This is a genomic window from Paenibacillus sp. FSL R10-2782 (assembly GCF_038592985.1).
GTDB classification, from domain to species: Bacteria; Bacillota; Bacilli; order Paenibacillales; family Paenibacillaceae; genus Paenibacillus; species Paenibacillus terrae_C.
The window spans coordinates 322,454-342,350 of sequence record NZ_CP151951.1 but is presented as its reverse complement, the minus strand read 5'-3'; the positions used below and the strand labels follow the sequence as shown (position 1 = coordinate 342,350).

At 46.9% G+C, this 19,897-nt stretch carries 16 protein-coding genes and 1 pseudogene; 11 read left to right on the top strand and 6 right to left on the bottom strand.

Annotated features, from left to right (window positions below):
* Positions 1–14: 14 nt before the first annotated feature.
* On the top strand, positions 15–671 hold the full coding sequence (gene pgmB / locus NST83_RS01510; RefSeq protein ID WP_137061256.1) for a beta-phosphoglucomutase: 657 nt from the start codon (positions 15–17) through the stop codon (positions 669–671).
* 158 nt (positions 672–829) lie between these two features.
* On the opposite strand, the gene NST83_RS01505 is transcribed toward pgmB, so the two are convergent.
* Together NST83_RS01505 and NST83_RS01500 are read right to left on the bottom strand one after the other, a co-directional pair.
* Complete coding sequence (locus tag NST83_RS01505) at positions 830–1,132, bottom strand: monooxygenase (RefSeq protein WP_137061255.1); 303 nt, start codon at positions 1,130–1,132, stop codon at positions 830–832.
* Between the two features lie 23 nt (positions 1,133–1,155).
* Entirely contained in the window at positions 1,156–2,058 is a 903-nt protein-coding gene (locus NST83_RS01500; RefSeq protein ID WP_137061254.1) for a DsbA family protein, read from the bottom strand.
* Positions 2,059–2,260: 202 nt separating this feature from the next.
* Here NST83_RS01500 and NST83_RS01495 point away from each other — a divergent pair, with 202 nt between their 5' ends.
* Entirely contained in the window at positions 2,261–2,599 is a 339-nt protein-coding gene (locus NST83_RS01495; protein ID WP_342416314.1) for a helix-turn-helix domain-containing protein, read from the top strand.
* Between the two features lie 160 nt (positions 2,600–2,759).
* Here NST83_RS01495 and NST83_RS01490 read toward each other — a convergent pair.
* Positions 2,760–2,864, bottom strand: a pseudogene (locus NST83_RS01490) (MarR family transcriptional regulator); the annotation flags it as partial.
* 216 nt (positions 2,865–3,080) lie between these two features.
* Positions 3,081–3,227 carry a hypothetical protein gene (locus NST83_RS01485; RefSeq protein WP_342416313.1) on the bottom strand — a complete coding sequence of 49 codons (147 nt, stop codon included), beginning with the start codon at positions 3,225–3,227 and terminating at the stop codon, positions 3,081–3,083.
* Positions 3,228–3,426: 199 nt separating this feature from the next.
* Between NST83_RS01485 and NST83_RS01480 the strand changes: the two genes are divergently transcribed.
* From NST83_RS01480 to NST83_RS01470, 3 genes are all read left to right on the top strand, one after another.
* Positions 3,427–5,103 (top strand): SWIM zinc finger family protein, encoded by a 1,677-nt coding sequence (locus NST83_RS01480; protein ID WP_342416312.1) that lies wholly within the window; start codon positions 3,427–3,429, stop codon positions 5,101–5,103.
* Complete coding sequence (locus tag NST83_RS01475; protein WP_342416311.1) at positions 5,100–8,117, top strand: DEAD/DEAH box helicase; 3,018 nt, start codon at positions 5,100–5,102, stop codon at positions 8,115–8,117. The genes NST83_RS01480 and NST83_RS01475 overlap by 4 nt, the downstream gene beginning before the upstream one ends.
* 101 nt (positions 8,118–8,218) lie before the next feature.
* A complete protein-coding gene (locus tag NST83_RS01470; RefSeq protein ID WP_137061250.1) occupies positions 8,219–8,563 on the top strand; it encodes a hypothetical protein in 345 nt (114 codons plus the stop codon).
* A gap of 105 nt (positions 8,564–8,668) precedes the next feature.
* On the opposite strand, the gene NST83_RS01465 is transcribed toward NST83_RS01470, so the two are convergent.
* Positions 8,669–10,762 (bottom strand): family 16 glycoside hydrolase, encoded by a 2,094-nt coding sequence (locus NST83_RS01465; protein WP_342416310.1) that lies wholly within the window; start codon positions 10,760–10,762, stop codon positions 8,669–8,671.
* A gap of 664 nt (positions 10,763–11,426) precedes the next feature.
* Between NST83_RS01465 and udk the strand changes: the two genes are divergently transcribed.
* Positions 11,427–12,062, top strand: coding sequence for a uridine kinase (udk, locus tag NST83_RS01460; protein ID WP_044644986.1), 636 nt, complete (start codon positions 11,427–11,429; stop codon positions 12,060–12,062).
* Between the two features lie 79 nt (positions 12,063–12,141).
* Here the strand turns inward: udk and NST83_RS01455 are convergent, their stop codons facing one another.
* A complete protein-coding gene (locus NST83_RS01455) occupies positions 12,142–12,732 on the bottom strand; it encodes an AAA family ATPase (protein WP_342416309.1) in 591 nt (196 codons plus the stop codon).
* Positions 12,733–13,091: 359 nt separating this feature from the next.
* On the opposite strand from NST83_RS01455, the gene NST83_RS01450 reads away from it, so the two are divergent.
* The 5 genes from NST83_RS01450 (at position 13,092) to NST83_RS01430 (ending at position 19,867) form a co-directional block, all read left to right on the top strand.
* Positions 13,092–13,880 (top strand): IclR family transcriptional regulator, encoded by a 789-nt coding sequence (locus tag NST83_RS01450; RefSeq protein ID WP_137061246.1) that lies wholly within the window; start codon positions 13,092–13,094, stop codon positions 13,878–13,880.
* Between the two features lie 9 nt (positions 13,881–13,889).
* Positions 13,890–14,543, top strand: coding sequence for a bifunctional 2-keto-4-hydroxyglutarate aldolase/2-keto-3-deoxy-6-phosphogluconate aldolase (locus NST83_RS01445; protein ID WP_252361628.1), 654 nt, complete (start codon positions 13,890–13,892; stop codon positions 14,541–14,543).
* A gap of 263 nt (positions 14,544–14,806) precedes the next feature.
* Positions 14,807–16,108, top strand: coding sequence for an MFS transporter (locus NST83_RS01440; protein WP_342416308.1), 1,302 nt, complete (start codon positions 14,807–14,809; stop codon positions 16,106–16,108).
* Positions 16,109–16,453: 345 nt separating this feature from the next.
* Entirely contained in the window at positions 16,454–18,013 is a 1,560-nt protein-coding gene (locus NST83_RS01435; RefSeq protein WP_137061244.1) for a response regulator transcription factor, read from the top strand.
* Between the two features lie 42 nt (positions 18,014–18,055).
* A complete protein-coding gene (locus tag NST83_RS01430) occupies positions 18,056–19,867 on the top strand; it encodes a sensor histidine kinase (protein ID WP_342416307.1) in 1,812 nt (603 codons plus the stop codon).
* Positions 19,868–19,897: the final 30 nt, after the last annotated feature.

Sequence of the window (19,897 nt, the reverse complement as noted above, 5' to 3'; positions counted from 1 at the left end):
CAGGGGGAAACCAAATGAAGGCAGTGATTTTTGACCTGGACGGCGTGATTACAGATACCGCCGAATATCATTTTCAGGCATGGGGTAGCTTGGCGGCGGCGTTGGGCATTCCTTTTGATCGGGAATTTAATGAGCAGCTCAAAGGAATCAGCCGCACGGAGTCGCTCGACAAAATATTGGCGCGTGGTGAAGCGGGCACATATACTGCCAAGGATAAGCTGGAGCTGGCTGCACGAAAAAACACAGAGTACCAGCGGCTCATCTCGGCTGTGACCCCAGCAGACGTACTACCAGGCATCCGCTCGCTTCTGACAGAGCTTCGTGAAGCCCGAATCGGCATCGCGCTGGCCTCTGCAAGCAAAAATGCAGCGTTTATCCTGGAGCGGCTGGAGCTGACGCACTATTTTGACAGTGTGGTGGATGTTACCGCCATTCGGCATGGCAAACCTGATCCGGAAATTTTCCTCACCGGGGCCGCAAATCTGGGCGTTCAGCCTGCCGACTGTATCGGTATAGAGGATGCTCAGGCGGGCATACAAGCGATCAAGAGCGCCGGGATGTTCGCGGTTGGTGTAGGAACGCCTTCGCAAATGCAGGGTGCAGATATCGTGGTAGCCACTACAGCCGAGCTTTCTCTGAGCATGTTGGAGGCACATTTTATCAGAGGATGAAGAAGAGAAAAAGACTACAGGGTAACGCAACATAGCATAAGAATGTTGAAGAAATAAAGCTCTCACTGATATCAGTGAGAGCTTTATTTCTATCCAAGACATTTTTTCAAAAAATAATTAATTATCTGTGATCTTACCCAGGTCATAAACAAACAACATTAGATCGGAAAATGATTCAACTCGGAAAGTTGTTTATTTATATGAAATATTTTAGCATTCGCATGGTGTACGCCAAAGCTCGCCAGCCGTTTGGAATGCATATCCCAGTATTGCTGAGCAGTGCGTTCATCTTCAAAAAAATAAATGCCTCCGGCTTCACCATTCGCCTCATTTTCGGTCCAGACTTTCATTTTGAATCCTTCTTCCTGATTAATACCTGAAGCTAGTTCCTGAAAAGCGGAAGCCATTGTACTTCCGAACGGTCCTTCAAATTTGAAATCGACCTGAAGAATAATACTCATTACGTTCACCTTCCTAAATAAGATTAAATATACAGTTCGTTAAAAATGCGTTTAACTTCATAGGTACCTTGCGGCAGGTTATTCGCAAGAAATGTCTCTACGTCCTGCGGGACCAGATCGTACATCACTTCAATTTCTCTAGCAAACAGATGCTGCTTCCCGTTATGAATATTGGTCAATTTTGGTACTTCCGCCGCTGTCAGTGGCCCACCGACAATTTTCTGTAGTGCTTCCACATACGTTTGCAATGAGCGTGCTCCGACGATTTTGACGCCTTGTTTTTCTTCATTGACCATAATGATGGTAGGGAAGCCGCGTACACCCAAACTGGCAGCTAGAGCAAAATCTTCTTCCAGCCAGCCCTGTGCTGCATCTTCACCTGCTTCAGCCACAAGGGTGGCACCATCCAAACCGATTTGATTCACAATATCCTTCAACACCTGCTCTTCCGCAATATTGTGATTAAACACAAACACAGCTTCACGCAATTTTCGGAGCAGCAGTTCCGCATGGACCGGATGTTTGCGCTGCACGACTTTGAATACACGGGATGGGGGATACGAGGACTGAATCGGGTTAGTTGTCCATAATGATCCATCGATAGGCATCCTCGAATGTTCGCCTACTTCCCGCCAGTGATGCGCCACATCGGCCGGTTTTTGGATACCATTAGCCTGATCCGCAAACCCGTGCCAGCTTTGCAGCAGTCCACCCATAATCGTCTGAATATTGAAATACTGACCATACTGCAGAACAAAACGATTCAGGACCGGCTCCAGTGCCCAGCAGTGGGAACAGATCGGATCAGTTGCGTAATACAAAGTGATTTTTTTTGCTGGTGTATTAAAATCTACCAGTTGCACATCTTCTTCCACTTCGCCGCAGATACCGGTTTGCAGATCGCACATCATATTTTTGTCACTCATGATTTCAGCTCCTCTGGTTGTACAGGCTGCATCAACGGAATGATCTGTTATGCAGTCCGTTTCACATGCATACCATTAATATACTTTTATATAGTGAATTACTTATTCGCTTATAGTATGATTTTAATACGTATACTATTTATAACAAGTACGATTATTTTTTTGACTAAGTATTAAAAAAGATAGTAATGGAGGAATATACATGAGTTATTCGCTGGAATTGAAAAAAATGTGCCCCGCTACATTCGCCTTTAATGTGATTAGTGGCAAATGGAATCTGCCTATTCTGGCAATTCTGGCAGAGCATGAGTGTATCCGCTATAATGAGCTGAAACGCCTGTTAAAAGGCATTACAGCCGCAACACTGACGAATTGTTTAAAAGAACTCGTAGAATATGGTATTATTCACCGCGAGCAATATATGGAAGTACCACCACGCGTCGAATATTCGCTTACTGATGCAGGAAAAGAACTGGTGCCCTTGATTGAGTCCATCGTGGTCTGGGGTGCTAAAAATATGAATGCTATAATGGAAATCTAAAAGCCAAAGCGCCGGGGATATATTGTTTTCCCGGCGCTTTATATTTTCTCATAGCGAATTACATAGATATGAAATGATAATAAACAACAACAATATTGAGTACGAATAGTACGAGGGATGGAATGGCTTTTACAAACGGATCTCTGGCAATGGCAACCAGCTGGTCCGGTGTAATGATATAAGGTTTTAAGGTTTTCATAAAATAATTAGTCATTTTCACATCGGTACGGTGAACAAGAAATCCAGTCAAATGGTATAAATCCATTTAGGATACTCCATGTCAGGCCGTGATCGATCGAACGATAAACCCCCTGATTACTAAAAGCAAAAAAGTGACCTTTGATGAGTATGCGGGCGCTGAGGGAAAAACCAGGATTCGAGCAAATTAAAACCGGAAAAATTATTCAGCATCTGAAAATGATAACCGCCATCGATGGCTTCCCAGGAGTGTCCACCATCCAATGTTGTCCACAGTCCGCGATCAAAGGTGGCGCAGTAGATGTTGATGGGGATCGACGGCAAGTGATATCGGATTAGCTCCTTTAAAAAAAGTAGATACTTTCCAGTCATACTCGTGTTTTTCCACAATCAGCAATTCGCGTTCAAACGCCAGAAGTAACTTAGCCATTTCACCCCTCCTTTTATATGCTATAGCATATATCAAAATTTATATTATTTTTTGTCAAACTTAAATAAAATATATTGGATTCGCCCGTATGAAAACTTTCCATCTGCTCCCTCCACCTCAATTTACGGTCATGAACTGATATAATGGAAGAGTTAAGCTGTCATCAGATTGACTATTCTCTCTTAGGAGACTAATGCATATGAAACCAACCTATCTAATGGATGATATACAGTGGCAGCAGCTTATCCAAAACGTAGCTGACCATTTTAATGACGTGACGATTAAACGCGGCTTTCAATATTTCAAGCAAGGAAAGGTAAAAGAATATACAATGCCTGACGCCGACCATATCGCGGCAGTCGTAGATGGAAGCGAGCTTTACGAGGTGGATCTCCACTTGAGCGCTTTTGCTGCCAGCCGATGTACATGTCCGGTTCATAAGAACTGCAAGCATATGATCGCCGTACTGCTGAATTATGCGAATGTGCAGGAGCGTTCCGTACATGCGTTGGTGAACGCCCATTCAACGGGCTTCACCCGGCTGGCTGCCAAATCTGACGTGCGCACCACCGCGCCTGCTTCCCGGTCCACTCCTTCACCGGATCGCAAGCAGGCTGCCAGGAACACGCTCAGCAAAACAGCAAGCCGCATAGCGGATATGCCTGTCTCGGAATGGCATGACCTGTTCGATCAGTGCATCTCCCTTATCCACATGAATACGCAAAATTCCCAATATGCCCAAAGCGCGCTGGCCTCAATATATGCTGTGAAGCCGCCGCTTTCACCCGGCATGGAACAGTTGTATGAATTGCACGCTCATCTGCGTGTGCTGGAAAAGCTGGTGCCTCAGTCACCTATGCCAGGCTATCCCGCCCATTCCTATATGGGATACTACACGCAAATCGCCGCTGATGAGCTTAAAGAAGCGATCGAGCGTGATTTTGAGAGCCAGCTCGTCCTAACACCTGCCCTAACCAATGAACCGATGCAAGAAGCACGCATGGCAGAAACTTTGGCCTATTTACGCCGAAAAATGCTGGCAGAATCGCGTAACGGCACTTATTTTTCAGACGCGTACTACCGATTTTGGCTAAACTGGATGCGTCCCCAGCAGAAAGATTCCACTTCCAGCATATATGCGGAGGAATTACAGCATTTACGGGCGGCTGAGGATGAGCTTGGCACAGCTTTGGCCCGGCTTCCCTGGATGCTGGCCCAAAGCTGGATGTATTTTTACCAGTCGCAGGATGATCGAGCCTGGTCACTGCTTGAGGAGGCCGAAAAGGCTTTTCCGCTAAAGATCTCTTCCAGCCAACTGCTTTTGTTCTTACATGCCTTACGTGAAGCTGAGGAATGGTCACGCCTCAAGGACGGACTACGGCATATCGGTCCCTTGCTCCACAGCCATCGGGACGATCATTTGCACGATTATATGAATGATTGGGATATGGTTTTGCAGCACCTTCCAGAAGCGGAACAGGAAATGTGGGACACACTGGTCGGAATGCTTCCTTTTGCCGGAAGGATGTATGAAGAAGCACTGCTTGCCCACGACAAATGGCGGCTATGGATCGACTATCAGCTAAGTATGCGCAGAGAGCCTTTGGATTTTCGGGTGAGCGTGTTGCAGCCCATTGAAAAGAATGCGCCGGAGTTGCTGCTGCCCTTTTACCATCAGGCGGTGGAACGATATGTGCTGGAAAAAAACAGATCCAGCTATAAAGCAGCGGTCAAGCTGTTGAAGCGGCTGTTCAAGCTATACAAAAAAATGAAGCAAGAGCCGCGCTGGGAGCTGTTCTTCGCAACCTTCACCAGCCGCCATAGCCGCCTGCGGGCGCTACAGGAGGAATTGCGGAAAGGGAAATTGTTATCATGAGCCAATATACGGAGACGATTACGGTACACATCCAGTTAACTACCTATGGAGATGCGCTGATTTATGGCGATTCCTCCATGAACTACAGCATTTCCGGTCAAATGTTGAAGCAGCGATTGTTTGCCTGGCACGAAGCTTCCTTCTATGGCACCGAACTGGAAATTCAACACATTCAGGACACGGATATAATCCTCCTGCCCTCAGAGCAGGTGATTCCTTTTCTGGCAGAGCGCCGATGGCTGGAGCATATCGAATGGATCTGGGACGAGGACAACGCCCCGTGGCTTCGGCTGATCCCTGTACTTGCGCACTGTATTGAAGCGAAAGCCTACGCGCCCAGCTTCACAGCATTTCAGGCTGGGAAGCTGCAATGGATTTGGGATGCGGAAGTACTGGAGGCGGCTGAAACACGAGAGGCGTTAACGACGTTAGAATCGAGGAAAACGCTGGAAAGCACCGAAGCGGCAGAGCTTGCTCTGCTTGACAGCCTGGAAAAGAACGAGCGCGAAGGGCTGGCTGCGGCGTTCTCGGCCGCCGTGTTTCAACGCTGGTACGGCACCGAAGCGGAAGCCGCCGATTTGCGAAGAGAATATCCAATTCTCTTCGCCCAAAACCGCTCGGCCGCGGCAGGTCTGGATGCGCGGTCATGGCTTATCGCTATCGGCTGGAAGGCCGATACCGCGCCCTTCCGCCCGCTCCTGCAACTGCTGGAGCCAGAGCCAGAGGACGACGAGTCGTCCTGGCAGCTCAAGCTTGTGTTGCAGGACAAGCAGGACCCGGCGCTGCTGGTGCCTGTACAGCTTGCCGATGATGGACATGCGTCCGGTCCGTGGCCCGATGCGTGGACGGCCCATGTAGGTGAGCGCTCAGCCGGGTGGCTGGAGCGCTTGACCGCGATTTTGCCCGCCGGGCAGCGTAACGGAAGCCGCGATGACGTGCTGGATCGCCCGCTCTCCGACGAGGCAGCGTGGCAATTCCTGACAACCGACAGCCATCGCTTGCTGGAGGGCGGTTGGCAGGTGCTGCTGCCCGCTTGGTGGGAAGCAGCCACCCGCAAGAAGCCGAAGCTGCGGGCCAAGGTTCGCCCGGGCGAAGGCGGGGGCGAGCGCGCGAAGGGCAGCTCGCTGTTCGGACTGGACTCGATTGTCCAGTTCGACTGGCGTGTTGCCATTGGCGATGCCGATCTGAGCGAGTCCGAGTTCGCCGAGCTGGTGGCCCGCAACGAGCGGCTGGTGCGCTTCCGCGGGCAATGGATCGCACTCGATCCCGCGCTGCTGGCGCAAATCCGTCGGGCCATGGCCGGGATCGACAGCACTCAGGGATTGTCCTTTCAGGACATCCTGCAACTGCATCTGCTCGGCAACGCTGATGAGGCGGAGAGCGACGCTACGGGAGAACAGCCGGAGGATGCGGCACGCTTCCGGCTGGAGGTCGAGCTGAACGGGCATCTGCTGAAGCTGATCAGCCAACTCGGGCGGCAGTCCGAATGGCCGGCACTGGACGTGCCGGGCGGACTACAAGCCGAACTGCGAACGTATCAGCGGGACGGATACGCGTGGCTTGCCTTTTTACGGCGCTTTGGACTGGGCGCCTGCCTGGCCGATGATATGGGGCTTGGCAAAACGGTGCAGTTCATTGCCTATCTGCTGCATCTACAGGATATCTCCGCAGAGACGGGCGTCCGCTCCAGTTCACTGCTGATCTGTCCGACTTCGGTACTGGGCAACTGGCAAAAGGAACTTAGCCGATTCGCCCCTTCATTGAAGGTCATGCTCCACTATGGAAGCAAGCGGGATCAGGGAGACTTGTTCCGCGAAGAAGTCGAGCAGGCCGATGTTATACTGACTTCCTTTGCAACCGCAACCCTGGATCAAGAGCTGCTGCAAAGCATAACCTGGGACTCGGTTTGCCTGGATGAAGCGCAAAACATTAAAAATGCGCAGACCAAGCAATCTACTGCTGTTCGCAGCTTCCCTGCCCGGCATCGCATAGCGCTGACCGGGACGCCTATTGAAAATCGGCTGTCCGAGCTATGGTCGATTTATGATTTTATCAATCCCGGTTATCTGGGCAGCGCACGCTCCTTCAGCAATCGGTTCATCAATGCTATCGAGAAAGATCATAACGAGCAGCGAACGATAGATTTGCAAAAGCTGGTTCAGCCCTTCATGCTGCGACGAAAGAAGAAGGACCCGGCTATACAGCTTGATTTGCCCGAGAAAAATGAGATGAAAACGTACATTCACCTCACCTCCGAGCAAGGTGCGCTCTATGACCAAATTGTCAAAGAACTGATGGAACGGATGCAGAAGCTGGAGGGGATTGAGCGAAAAGGTGCTATATTATCTGCCCTGACCCAGTTGAAGCAGCTTTGTGACCATCCTGCGCTCTTAACCAAGGAGGCGGCCCCGGATGCCACGGCTTCCGGCTATAGTCAGCCCGATTTCGAAGCAGTTATCAGCCGTTCATCCAAGCTGGAGCGTATTTTGGCCATGGTCAAGGAGCTGCGGGAGGAAGGCGAGCGCTGCCTTATTTTCACACAGTATATTGGCATGGGACGTATGCTCCAGCAGGTGCTCGCTCAAGAACTGCAAGAGCCGGTGCTCTACCTCAACGGTAGCACGTCCAAAACCGCCCGTGACCGAATGATTGACCAGTTCCAATCTCACACATTGCCACCTGACGAGCAGCCATCCGTATTTATTTTGTCACTCAAAGCCGGGGGTGTGGGTCTGAATCTGACAGCCGCCAACCACGTCTTTCACTTCGACCGCTGGTGGAATCCGGCTGTGGAAAATCAGGCCACGGACCGTGCCTACCGGATGGGACAAACGAAAGATGTTCAGGTGCACAAGTTCATCTCGCTGGGCACGCTGGAGGAACGCATTGACGAAATGCTGGAGAGCAAGCAGCAGCTTAGTGACCAGATCATTTCCAGCACCGAGGGCTGGATTACCGAGCTGTCGACGGATGCGTTGAAAGAACTCTTTACGCTACGACGCGATTGGGCATGATGAAGTCTATAAACCTATTTTGGAAGAAGTAGTTTATCGCACGGTCCGAAACTCCTTTGTGTGCATCTACTATCACATCACAACAAAGGAGTTGATAGGTAGTGGCCATTCGTCCTCCTCAAACCTTGAAGTCTACGGGCAGAAAGGTTCCTGCTACGAGATATCGTAATGTGAGTCCTACGCAAACCTTTAGCCGGTTTACGGTCATCTGGGCTCGTAATGATGGAGTACCTTTTATTACAACGGGATTTTTTGCAGTCCTCCGGCGTACAGACGGAAGCTTTGTGCAAGCTGCCAATTTTGACAGTTTCGGCACTGTCCGATTCGATAAGGTACGCACACCCACGAAACAACCTTATATTTTGCGCACCTTTAGAGACGATGGAACATTGTTCCGGGTCAGATCAGTACCCGCCGGTGTGTCCTCGTATGTTGTTATCGGTTAAGAGCTTGCCGAACGCATCCTGAAAATGTGTACGAAAAGAAGCAGCTAGGAACAGAGTATATCTGTCCTGGCTGCTTCTTATTCCAATGCTATTATTCCAATATACTTATTCGGAATCTTCCACCGTTTGTGTACCCTTTGAAGCGACTGCCTTGTATACTGTTTTAAGCCAGTTTTCATTCGACCAGTTCAGCTTGCCTGCACCTGCTCCATCCTTGGCTGTCAATTGAGCAACCAGGTTTTCAGGATTTTCGGCTGTGTAGCTGTATGGCAACGTTGTGAATCCATTCCAGGAGAAGCTCTTGGCCTTCGCAGGATAAGGGGCTAACGGGCTATTCGCATCTTCGCTGCCCCCCCTGAATACCTTTCCGTTGTCAGAGAAGATAACGTCTTCTGCTTTGATTTTACCTGTGTAGTCATCTTTTTTAGGGTCTTTTTGATTATTACGAACTGGAGAAAATACATCAATTAAATATGATTTTTCAAGCAATACCGCGCCATTTTCAGTTGAAATCGCGCCATTACCTACGACGTCAAAATGGTATCCTTTAGCAGCGATTGCTTTAGCCATGTCGGAAGTAATTCTGTTCTTGGCTCTAGCCAATCCAGCATCGTCCATAACGATGTTATAGGCATGAGCATTACCAGCACGCAAACGCGGCATACGGTCTTGAATATCCTTGTAGTAGTTATGGTGCAATGTTACTGCCAAATCTGCATTGTCGGCAGCCATTTCAGTAGCACCGATCAGATGTGCTTTCTTTTGTCCTGCTGCGATATCAATGATATCTTCTTTACTCATGCCAACTGCACTGCTTCTCAAGTAAGCGTACATCGGGTAGGAAGCTTTGTCTGCTTCCATAGCGTTAATTTGTTGGGTCACCCAGCTATTGGAGCTGCGGTCATCTCCTTTGAACAAGGACCAAGAAATGGTAACACCGTTGCTACCTTTTTTCACATCCACCAAACCATCATATGCTTTGTTGAATGTACAATGGTCAATCCATACTTTGGAGCTTTGGCCTTCAATCGTGATATAATCCCAGTCATTCTTGTCATAGTTCCCTTTGGTTGCTTCATCCCACTCCCAAAGCTCGTCAAATTCGAGGTTACGGAAAATCAAATTAGAGCTTCTTTTGATCACAAAGCCAGCATGTTTGATTTTAGCACCATTTGCCGAGAAAATCGTGATTCCATTCAAGTTTTCTATATAGATTTTGCTCACACCTGTTTTCTTCAGAACGGGATTTGTCAGCACAGGGTTGTTGGCACTAAAAGGCATTACCTTGGCAGCACTAGGGAGTTCATTCCAGCCGAGGTCGAGATCATTCATGATCTCAATAACTTTGACTTTAGTACCTTTTTTAAGTGCCTCGTTGAGATCTACAGCGTTGTAAACCTTTTTGTAATTGGCATCGGTTTCCTTAATTTCCCCGCCACCTGTATTACCGTAGGAGAAACCGGCCAGATTATAGTTAATATTTGAGGTTGCGTTTTTATCTACCCCAGGAGTTGGTTTATCTGTGCCTGGTGTTGGATTCACAGGTGTTGTACCTGGATCTGCTTCAGTTGAAGCGCCGGATACGATAACATTATCGAACTGGGCAACCGCCTTGGAGGTTACCAAACCAATGGCTCCAGAAGCAAGGCTGGAATCTGTTGCAGTCAGCTCCAGTTCATCATTGACATACATCTTAATTTCCGAACCGGACAGCTCCATCTTCACTCTGTACCAGGTATTGGTGTCCAGTTTGTATTTGTTATTGGTAGCCAGTGTCTTCATAGAACCGTTTACCTTTTTGCGAATTTCAAGTGCTCCACCCTTCTTGTTGTACAAAGATGCAGCATAAAAGTTGTTGGAATCTGTGTATCTGCCTGCAACATATACCCGATTGGAGCCATTAAAATCATCTACATATACATCTGCTTGAACGCTATAATTCGTCCATGATGTGTTTCCTTTTAGAGAATGGCTTTCTTTTTGACTGGATTGTTTGTATGTAGAGCCATTATCGTTCTTGGCTACCGACCAGTCTCCTGATTGAGCTACCCAGCCTTGAGCCTCTCCTTGTTCAAAAGTATCGTTTACTTGCAAGTTCCCATCTGCGGATATTTGATCGAGCAAAGGTAAAGATAAAGACAGAACCATCGTACTGCTCAACATTACAATTGCACATTTTTTCAACAAACTCGACTTCATGTAACAGTCTCCTTTTTCCAATATAAATTGATAAAAACAAACACCACTATAGAACCATTCGTGTCACTTGGCATGTTAAAATGAAATATAGCGCATCGAAAAGGAGATGATCTCCAAAATCAACAAGGGCCCTGAGTGCTATACTCCAATAATTATATACTTATAAAACAACATTAAAATATGTCGAATTACTTATCTTTTGGTTTAAATTCTCTATTAATTTTGCATCCTTTTTCGTGAATATACCAAATGCTCTTTCATAAAATCACAAAAATCGCTATTTTTCTATTTTTGAATAGGACATAAGGTTGTCATGTATAAAGTGGTACATATAAAGAGGTGGATATAATGAAAAGAATCTTAGGAGTGATTAGATGCCCAGCTACCAATACACTTCCAAAACCGAGTTAAAAGAAGCAATTCATGCCTCCTACTTACTGTTAGATAGTGAATACAAGGAGGTTGTCGAGAACCAAAAGGATATCCGGACTGGCCCATGGCTAGATGGATTCACATCAACTCAGTGGCACCGTTTAAAACATTCAGAGCCAAGATACGAAAATGGAAGAAATACAATGCTCTGCATTGATGAAAAAAAGTGCATGTTGTGCTACAATACTTGAGTTGTATCGGGATATATTCAGGGAAGGGTAAGTGAAACGCCATGCTTATTATTGGTATTGCCGGCGGTACGGGTTCCGGTAAATCAACGGTAGCACGCGCTGTCGTTGAACGTCTGGGATCAAACAAAGTGACTTTCATATCTCAGGATAACTACTATAAAGACCATTCACATCTGAGTTATGATGATCGTGCTTTGGTCAATTATGATCATCCGTTTGCCTTTGACAACGAATTGCTTATTGAGCATCTTCATTGTCTGAAAGAAGGACAAGCGACCCACGCGCCAGTGTATGACTTCACGGTTCATGCGCGTTCTACAGACGAGACGGTAGAGCTTCTGCCGAATCATATTGTCATGCTGGAAGGACTGCACGTACTATCTGACGAAAAGCTCCGTCAACTGCTCGACATCAAGGTATTTGTCGACACCGACCCGGATGTGCGCATACTTCGCCGGGTACTTCGGGATATTGAGGAGCGAGGCCGCACCATTCAGTCGATCCACGATCACTATTTGAGTACGGTCAAGCCTATGCACGAAGCATTTATTGAGCCCTCCAAGAAATACGCGGACCTGATCCTCCCTGAGGGAGGCCACAATGAGGTTGGCATTCAACTGCTGTCTATTTTGACTGAAAAATATTTGGCAGGAGATCGGACGTGGGGAACTGTATAAAAGGAGAAAGCGCTCTTTGGAGGAAGCCCACTATGACTTTCACTCCGAGGGCGCTTCTTTTGTTTTCACCAAACCTGAACTACAAAGGTGTTGTTGTCTTTTGGAAGGGAAGTGTACTGTACAGTCTGTTCTTGTCTACCTCAGCGGGGCTATTATCAAAATGCTGGATGTCAATGTCTTCCCACAGACACCTTCTAGCCCGGATTCCTTCCACAAAAGCATCCCAATGGGCAAATTTCCATTCGTCCCGTTCCAATCCACGGGCCTTCATCCTCTCTTTTAATGTATCAAAATCCACGTCCACCTGTAATACAAGCAGTCTGACATGATGCCAGTCGTATTTTTCTTTTAGTCCCCTAATGTAATCTTTGTTAGAAAAATAACCGAGGAACGGCGCATCCAAAACGACGGATTGGCCCAATTGAAGGTTATCATTGGCTATATCCAGCAGAGTCTGATATTCAAGAGGCATTACAGTATCGCTATAAAAAGTGTTACCGTCACGCTCATGAGGCGAATATCCTTTGGACTCCAACAGCAAGCCCGTGAACTTGTTGCAGATGATATCTTTATCCAAATAAGCAAAATGATATTCTGTAGCAATGAGCTTACCAATCGTAGATTTACCAGAACTGGCAGCCCCGATTAAAAATATAGCAGTAGGTTGCATCCGTAATTCCTCCTTATACCCTGCAATCTGTATTTCAGAAGCACTGCACATCTTCATGATTTAAAACCATTAATGTATACGGTTCCAATTGACGTCATAGCAACATCCGTACGATATAGATTAGGTGTGACACCAAACTCCATATTGTTCGCATATGCGAACCAGATTCGTAATATTGAATTTATTTTTTATTTAGATTATAACGTTTTCATAAGAAATTCAATCCCTTTCCGACAGAAATAAAATATTTTGAAAAGGTTATTGATCTCTCTTGTCAAGCTGTACTATAATAAACCCGAAGTTCGAAATAATGAACACGGTTCACATATGCGAACCTAAATTGAATAAAGGAGATTGCAATGGAAAATTTCAAGCTGAATAAATCGGCCGAAAGGGTTGTCGATCTTCTGGTCTTATTATCTAATAGCAGTTCCCCTTTGACACTGAACGAAATTTGCAAGACGTTGGGGCTGCCCAAAAGCAGCGCCTTCGAACTGGTGCAGACATTACTCTATAAAAACTTTATTGAGCTGGATGATCCGCGCCTGAAAACTTATCGTTTGGGCATTGGCGCCTTTGAAACAGGTATAGCTTATTTATCCAACATGGGCATCCCTCATCTGGCCAGACCGCTGTTGCAGGAGCTGAACAGACAGACGGGCAGCACTGTTTTTCTGGGAGTCGAGGATAAAGGGCAGATCGTGTATCTGGATAAGGCGGAAAATTACTCTGTTATGAGACCTACAGCGAAACTAGGCTCACGAAGATTCATACACACCACAGGGATCGGCAAAGCGCTTTTAGCAGCGTTACCAACGGAAAAAATCCAGTTTATTCTGGGAGACGGAGAAATTCCGGCCAAAACACAATACTCGAAGACAACGCTCCCAGAAATTTTGCAGGATATGGCGGAAATCCGGGCGCGTGGCTACTCCATTGATGACCGGGAAGACAATCTGGAAATGTATTGCATCGGTTCTGCGATATATGACCAATGGAATCAGCCGGTGGCAGCCATTAGTGTAGCGAGTATGTACTCTACCATGACACCAGAGCGCGAGAATATAATCGTCAAGCTAGTCAAGGAAACAGCGCTCAAGCTCTCCAGCCAGTTGGGATACCGTGGTGAAAGGCTGTATAACGATTAGGAGGATAAGATGATGTGGAAGAAGTTCAATAATCTCAAGAAAATAGCGGACACAGGCATTGTGTTGATCATTCGTTTGGACAACGAGCAAGAGGCTTTGGCTGTAGCAGAAGCAGCCGTCAAAGGCGGTATTAAGGCGCTGGAGATCACAATGAGTGTGCCGAATGCGCTTCATGTCATTCAGACACTGGCAGAAAAGTATCGTGAAGAAGACGTTCTTGTCGGCGCTGGAACCATATTGGATGCAGAAACAGCAAGAGCGGCTATTCTAGCGGGAGCAGAGCTTCTGGTAAGTCCGCAGCTCAACCCCGAAATGATCAAAATGGCCAACCGTTATCAGGCCGTGACCATTAGTGGTGCTTTTACTCCGACGGAAGTATTGGAGACGTTGGAAGCGGGGGCGGACATTGTTAAACTTTTCCCGGCCGAAGTGTTAGGCCCACAATATGTAAAGTCGGTTACCGCCCCATTTTCTCAAGCTCCCATCGCTCCTACTGGTGGAGTCACTCCGCAAAATGTGCATGAATGGCTACAAGCTGGCTGCATCGGAGCTGGCGTAGGAAGCTATATCACCAAGGCTGCGCAAAAAGACGGAGATTACAGTAAAGTTACGGCGGCTGCCAAGGAATTTCTGGAGGCCGTTGCGGCGGCACGTTCCATATAAGTATCTCGATTGACTAAGCCTGTATAAATCACATTAGGCAAGATATGCGGCATCACAACGATCAATAGCTGACCTTCGAATTTCCCGGAAAGCTTCGAACTCATCGTTGTGAATCGCCCATATCAGCAGAGCTAAGGAATCATCGAAATGAATTTAATGATTAGTATAAATGTAAACGCATACAATCTCGATTTGAATGACATATTTTTAATTTGGCATCAGCCTTTTTAATAAACAGCCTAGATCAAGGAGCGTGAGCTTTCATGAACAAAATCGGGAATAACCATGTAACATCCACAGGAAAACCCAAAAAGGCAGGTCTGCGTTGGGGCATTATTTTGCTGCTTCTGCTTGGGGCCGTCGTCAACTATCTGGACCGATCGAATTTAAGTATCGCGAATACGACCATCGCAGCGGAATTTGGACTATCCTCTACACAGATGGGTCTGCTGCTGTCCGCCTTTCTCTGGCCTTATGCTTTGGCTAATCTTCCCGCAGGATGGCTTGTTGACCGCTTCGGTCCGAAGAAAATGTTCGCATGGGCTTCTGGACTGTGGTCTGTTGCAACCATTATCAGTGCTTTTGTGAATACCTATTCACTGTTGTATGCCATGCGTATGCTGCTTGGTGTATCGGAATCTCCATTCTTCACATCAGGGCTTAAAGTGACCGAAAGATGGTTCGCTAAAAGTGAAAGAGGCCTTCCAACCTCTATTATTAATACGGGCTCGCAAATTGCCAATGCTATTGCTCCGCCCCTGCTGACTGTGCTTATGCTGACCATGACCTGGAGAGGCATGTTTATCTTCGTCGGCGCAATGGGATTGATTATTATGCTGATCTGGCTGAAAGTCTACCGTGATCCGACTTTTGCTGAGAAACAGGCCATCACCCAGAACGATATGGCTGACAAATCAAATGCGGTACAATCAGAAACACAGGCTCCAACAGCCAAATGGTCTTCTCTTTTCAAGAATTCCAGCACTTGGTTTATGATCATCGGTAATTTCGGCATCATGTTCACCATCTGGGTATACCTGACCTGGTTGCCAAGCTATCTGGAGAAGGAACAGGGCTTCACACTGAAAGAAACCGGGTGGATTGCATCCATTCCTTTTGTTGCCGGCATTATTGGCGTACTGCTTGGTGGTTTTATTTCCGACTATTTTATCCGCAAGGGGGTTGCTCCTGTGACCTCACGCAAGATACCGATTGTTGGTGGTGCCATTTTGGCGGCGGCATCTGTAGCGCCGATTCCTTTTATAGACAGTACAGTTGTCAGCATTGTACTTCTCTCTGTCGGTTACTTTGCTTCCCAGTTGCCTTCAGGCGTTATTTGGACATTGGCAGCTGATATTGCTCCGGGGGAGCAGGTGGCATCCCTGGGAGCCATCCAAAACTTTGGCGGTTTTCTGGGTGCTGCTCTAGCCCCAATTGCAACCGGATACATTTTGGATACAACCGGAAGCTTTAATAATGTATTTTTACTGGGAGCATCCTTGCTTGTTATGGGAGCGATTTCATACGGGGTATTCCTGAAAAAGCCGATTACTCGAACTACGTAAACGATGGACGATGCATGAGCAACGGATAGATTGAGCCTATTAATAGAAAGAAACGGAAAAGCAAACCTGCTTTTCCGTTTCTTTTTTCCATATATACGGCTTATTCTCCATATAATATTCAATGGCCAGGCAACCGATATGAAAAGAAAGGCTTAATTTGAGATATCTTTGGATTACACCTGTAGTTTATGTTAGCATGTAAAGATTAAATACTTTATATTTGAGCTAATTTGGAAGCGTTATCAACTATGTGCCTCAGATGATGTGACATCCGCTTGTGGAGGTCTTTTTTGAATCAGGATTTTACAAAATCCTCGAATAGGTATAATTACGGAGAGTGCTGCCATGAAAGAGCTATGCAATATTTTGATTGTAGATGATGAGATATTGGTACGGCAAGGGATCAAGCATCATTTATCTTGGGAACAGTATGGATTTCGCATTGTAGGCGAGGCTTCTAATGGAAAAGAAGCGTTAGAGCTGATTGAAACTTTGCACCCGCATATTGTCATTACGGATATCGTGATGCCTATCATGGATGGGGAGGAACTGACGCGCATTGTCAGACAGAGCTATCCTGATATCGAGGTCATTGTGCTCAGTAGCTACGGCGAGTTTAATTACGTGCGATCCACCTTCCAGCAAGGTGTTGCTGACTATATTTTGAAGCCCAAGCTGGACACGGATGAGCTACTGCAAGTGCTCCAGAGAACGGCCCTCAAAATTCCGTCTATTCAGTACCAGACAGATGCCGGGGATAATCGAATTACGATGGATCATGTGATAGAAAAGCTCATCTCCGGCTATAGCATCGACTATGATATGGAGCTGCTGAAACAGGACTTTCCGTATGCTCGTTTTGCACTCATAGGTGTGGAGCAGGCCGAACCACAGGGGAAAGGCCACTCCCACCTTGCCTCGGACCTATTCTCCAGGCTTACGGATCGAGTGACATCCGCCTGTGAACAAATCGTACTTCGACTATTACCGTCCGATGCTCATGCGGCTGTTTTTTTAGCCAATCTGAATCCACAGGAGTCAGACTCCTGGATGGCCGCAGTCAGGGAGGTGGCACAGGAGACGAAGCAAGCCGATCCACAGTTAGGCTGGGTGGTCAGCCATCTGTTTGATGAATTCAAACAAATTAGTGAGGCCTATCAGGATGAACTGCCAAAGCTGCTGAGCTATCGCTTTTACTTTCCGGGAACTGCGCTGCTGACGGAAGACGAACTTCCTGAGCCTGTTCAGGTAAACAGCTCGTTTAATTTAAAGCAGTTCACAGAAGAGATGAAGCGCGAGCATTTTGATACGGCCTTTCAGGACTTAAGATCCTATGTAGCTGCTATGTCCCGCAACTATACCTCCACCGCTTTTGAATTCAAGTCTCTTCTCGGAAACATCGTGTTTAACATTACGATTTTGCTTGGGAATCAGGGGTATGATATGAAAGAACTGGATGCGGCGAAATACTCCTATTTCAAGGCCATAAATAATGCACCTCATGTACATGAAGCCGTGGGATTGCTGGAAACATTTTTAGAGGAAGCGAACATGCAGATTCTGGCTAAAACCCAGCAAGGAAGCAGTGCGAGCATGAAGAAGCTGCTGGAATATATCGAGGAGCACCACGCTGAGACGCTCAATTTGACGACACTCGGTCAATATTTTCATTTTAATCCCTCCTACTTGTCGAGCTATTTTACAGCGCATCATACAGAGGGCTTCAGTGAGTATTTGAACAAAATTCGGGTTGAAAAGGCTGCAAAGCTGCTGCGGTCGGATACGATGTCCATTTCGGATATTAGCAGCATCGTCGGCTATTCGGATCCCAGCTATTTTACCAAAGTGTTCAAAAAGGTGACGGGTTACTCCCCCAGTCAATACCGCCGGGAGCATCTCCATTAGAGAGCAAACGCATATCTGCCAGCAGAAAAGAGATTGAATATTATGAAAAGGTATATGCATAAAATCAAATATCAAGGTCTGTTCTTTAAAATATTTGTCGTTATGGTGGTCAGCATCACCGCGGTGTCCTTGCTGACCTCTTTGGTGACGATTCGAATGTCTGAACGACTCTTTGCCGAGACATTCAGTATTACGAATGCCAAGGTACTCAGCCAAATTCAGTCCAGCTTTGAGTCCTTCAATGACTCGATTGTGAATGCCGTAACCCATGCCTCGGAAAACGGGACGGTCAAAAACTATCTGACAGGCGGCCAATCCGATTCCATTAACTCGGCACGCATCTACTTCGGTATGGCACAGCAGATGAAGCAGATTAAATCAAATGTCGACGCCTATGATGTCAGTGTCGCCATAACGGGCATGAACGGCCGAAGCTTCTATTCCGACTCGTCCTACTGGCCGGTCACTGCGGAGGAGCTCAGGAACAATTTGATTACAGCACGAAGCTCGGCACAGCCGACACGACTTATGTATCAACTGGATACTGATTTACTTCGTCAGCAAATGAATAATACTGGACAGAAACCCACACCCTATATTATCGCCTCCAGAGCATTCATGGAGCGAACTAGCGGTACGTTGTATGGCATGATCTACATTGCCATTCGCGAGCCCGAATTCCGCCGCTTCTATAACAACTTCACAAGCAACGGCAATGATGTACTTATTTTGGACAAATCGGGACTCATTGTGTCGAGCAACCGTCAGGACTTGATCGGGCAGCACTCCCGTGAGCTGCTGGGCTATGCCACAAAAATCAATGAGCAAGGGCTAAATTACATTAATGCGAACGTGATGAACAAGGAAAGTATCCTCCTTTCCAACTACATTCCTTCGTATGATTTTTACCTGGTTAACATGATTGACAGGCACACCGCAATCGGACAAATTATTGACGTTAAATCGGTTGTATTGATCTGCATTGGCATCGTGCTGATTGCTTTGTTGATCGTTTTTCTGATTTCCCGGCGTTTAATTCGTTCTTTGACTCGGCTGGTCAAGCAAATGTCGACTGTCCGCGAGAAAAATTTTGATAACTATCTCCCGGTAACGGGCAGCTATGAGGTCAGGCAGTTGAGTCATGCTTACAATTACATGCTGGATGAACTGAATGACTATATTCGCAAGCTGCTGGAGACGCAAAAAGAACAACGGAATGCAGAGCTGGCTGCACTGCAACGACAGATCAATCCACATTTTCTGTACAATACACTGGCTTCGATTAAAATGCTGGTGCTCAAAGGAAACAAGGAAACCGCCGCTGAGACAATCAATGCGCTCATTTCCCTACTGCAAAATACAATCAGCAATGTGAGCGAAACGATCACCATCGAGCAGGAAATGGCCAACATGCAAAATTATGTGTTCATTAACCATGTGCGCTACGGGCAGCGGGTACAGGTGAATTATTTTGTGTCACCGGATTGTCTGGAGTACCATGTGCCGAAGCTGATTATTCAGCCTTTTATCGAAAACTCGTTTTTCCATGCATTTAATGAGAAGACTGCGGGTCATATCTATATACTGGTGTCCAAAACGGACGATACATTAATCTGTGAGGTGGCCGATGACGGAGACGGTATGGATTTGGACGGGCATACGGCAAAGGACGGACTGCCCAATCCTAAAAGCAAGCGCCAACTGTTCACTGGCATCGGCATCCAGAATGTACACAACCGCATTACCCTTCTTTATGGAGAAGAGTATGGCGTGACCATCTCCAGCAAAAAAGGCGAAGGCACCAAAGTGAAAATGACACTGCCATTGATCGTAAAACCCGCCCCTCCTATCTAATAAAAATATAGGCTGGACTAAAGACAAAGA

What these genes read in the sequence shown, in the direction of transcription:
- NST83_RS01465 (WP_342416310.1), bottom strand. Translation starts at nt 10,762, where the DNA reads ATGAAGTCGAGTTTGTTGAAAAAATGTGCAATTGTAATGTTGAGCAGT.
- NST83_RS01505 (WP_137061255.1), bottom strand. Translation starts at nt 1,132, where the DNA reads ATGAGTATTATTCTTCAGGTCGATTTCAAATTTGAAGGACCGTTCGGA.
- pgmB (WP_137061256.1), top strand. Translation starts at nt 15, where the DNA reads ATGAAGGCAGTGATTTTTGACCTGGACGGCGTGATTACAGATACCGCC.
- NST83_RS01435 (WP_137061244.1), top strand. Translation starts at nt 16,454, where the DNA reads ATGAAAGAGCTATGCAATATTTTGATTGTAGATGATGAGATATTGGTA.
- NST83_RS01485 (WP_342416313.1), bottom strand. Translation starts at nt 3,227, where the DNA reads ATGGCTAAGTTACTTCTGGCGTTTGAACGCGAATTGCTGATTGTGGAA.
- NST83_RS01445 (WP_252361628.1), top strand. Translation starts at nt 13,890, where the DNA reads ATGATGTGGAAGAAGTTCAATAATCTCAAGAAAATAGCGGACACAGGC.
- NST83_RS01480 (WP_342416312.1), top strand. Translation starts at nt 3,427, where the DNA reads ATGAAACCAACCTATCTAATGGATGATATACAGTGGCAGCAGCTTATC.
- NST83_RS01495 (WP_342416314.1), top strand. Translation starts at nt 2,261, where the DNA reads ATGAGTTATTCGCTGGAATTGAAAAAAATGTGCCCCGCTACATTCGCC.
- NST83_RS01455 (WP_342416309.1), bottom strand. Translation starts at nt 12,732, where the DNA reads ATGCAACCTACTGCTATATTTTTAATCGGGGCTGCCAGTTCTGGTAAA.
- NST83_RS01430 (WP_342416307.1), top strand. Translation starts at nt 18,056, where the DNA reads ATGAAAAGGTATATGCATAAAATCAAATATCAAGGTCTGTTCTTTAAA.
- udk (WP_044644986.1), top strand. Translation starts at nt 11,427, where the DNA reads ATGCTTATTATTGGTATTGCCGGCGGTACGGGTTCCGGTAAATCAACG.
- NST83_RS01450 (WP_137061246.1), top strand. Translation starts at nt 13,092, where the DNA reads ATGGAAAATTTCAAGCTGAATAAATCGGCCGAAAGGGTTGTCGATCTT.
- NST83_RS01440 (WP_342416308.1), top strand. Translation starts at nt 14,807, where the DNA reads ATGAACAAAATCGGGAATAACCATGTAACATCCACAGGAAAACCCAAA.
- NST83_RS01475 (WP_342416311.1), top strand. Translation starts at nt 5,100, where the DNA reads ATGAGCCAATATACGGAGACGATTACGGTACACATCCAGTTAACTACC.
- NST83_RS01500 (WP_137061254.1), bottom strand. Translation starts at nt 2,058, where the DNA reads ATGAGTGACAAAAATATGATGTGCGATCTGCAAACCGGTATCTGCGGC.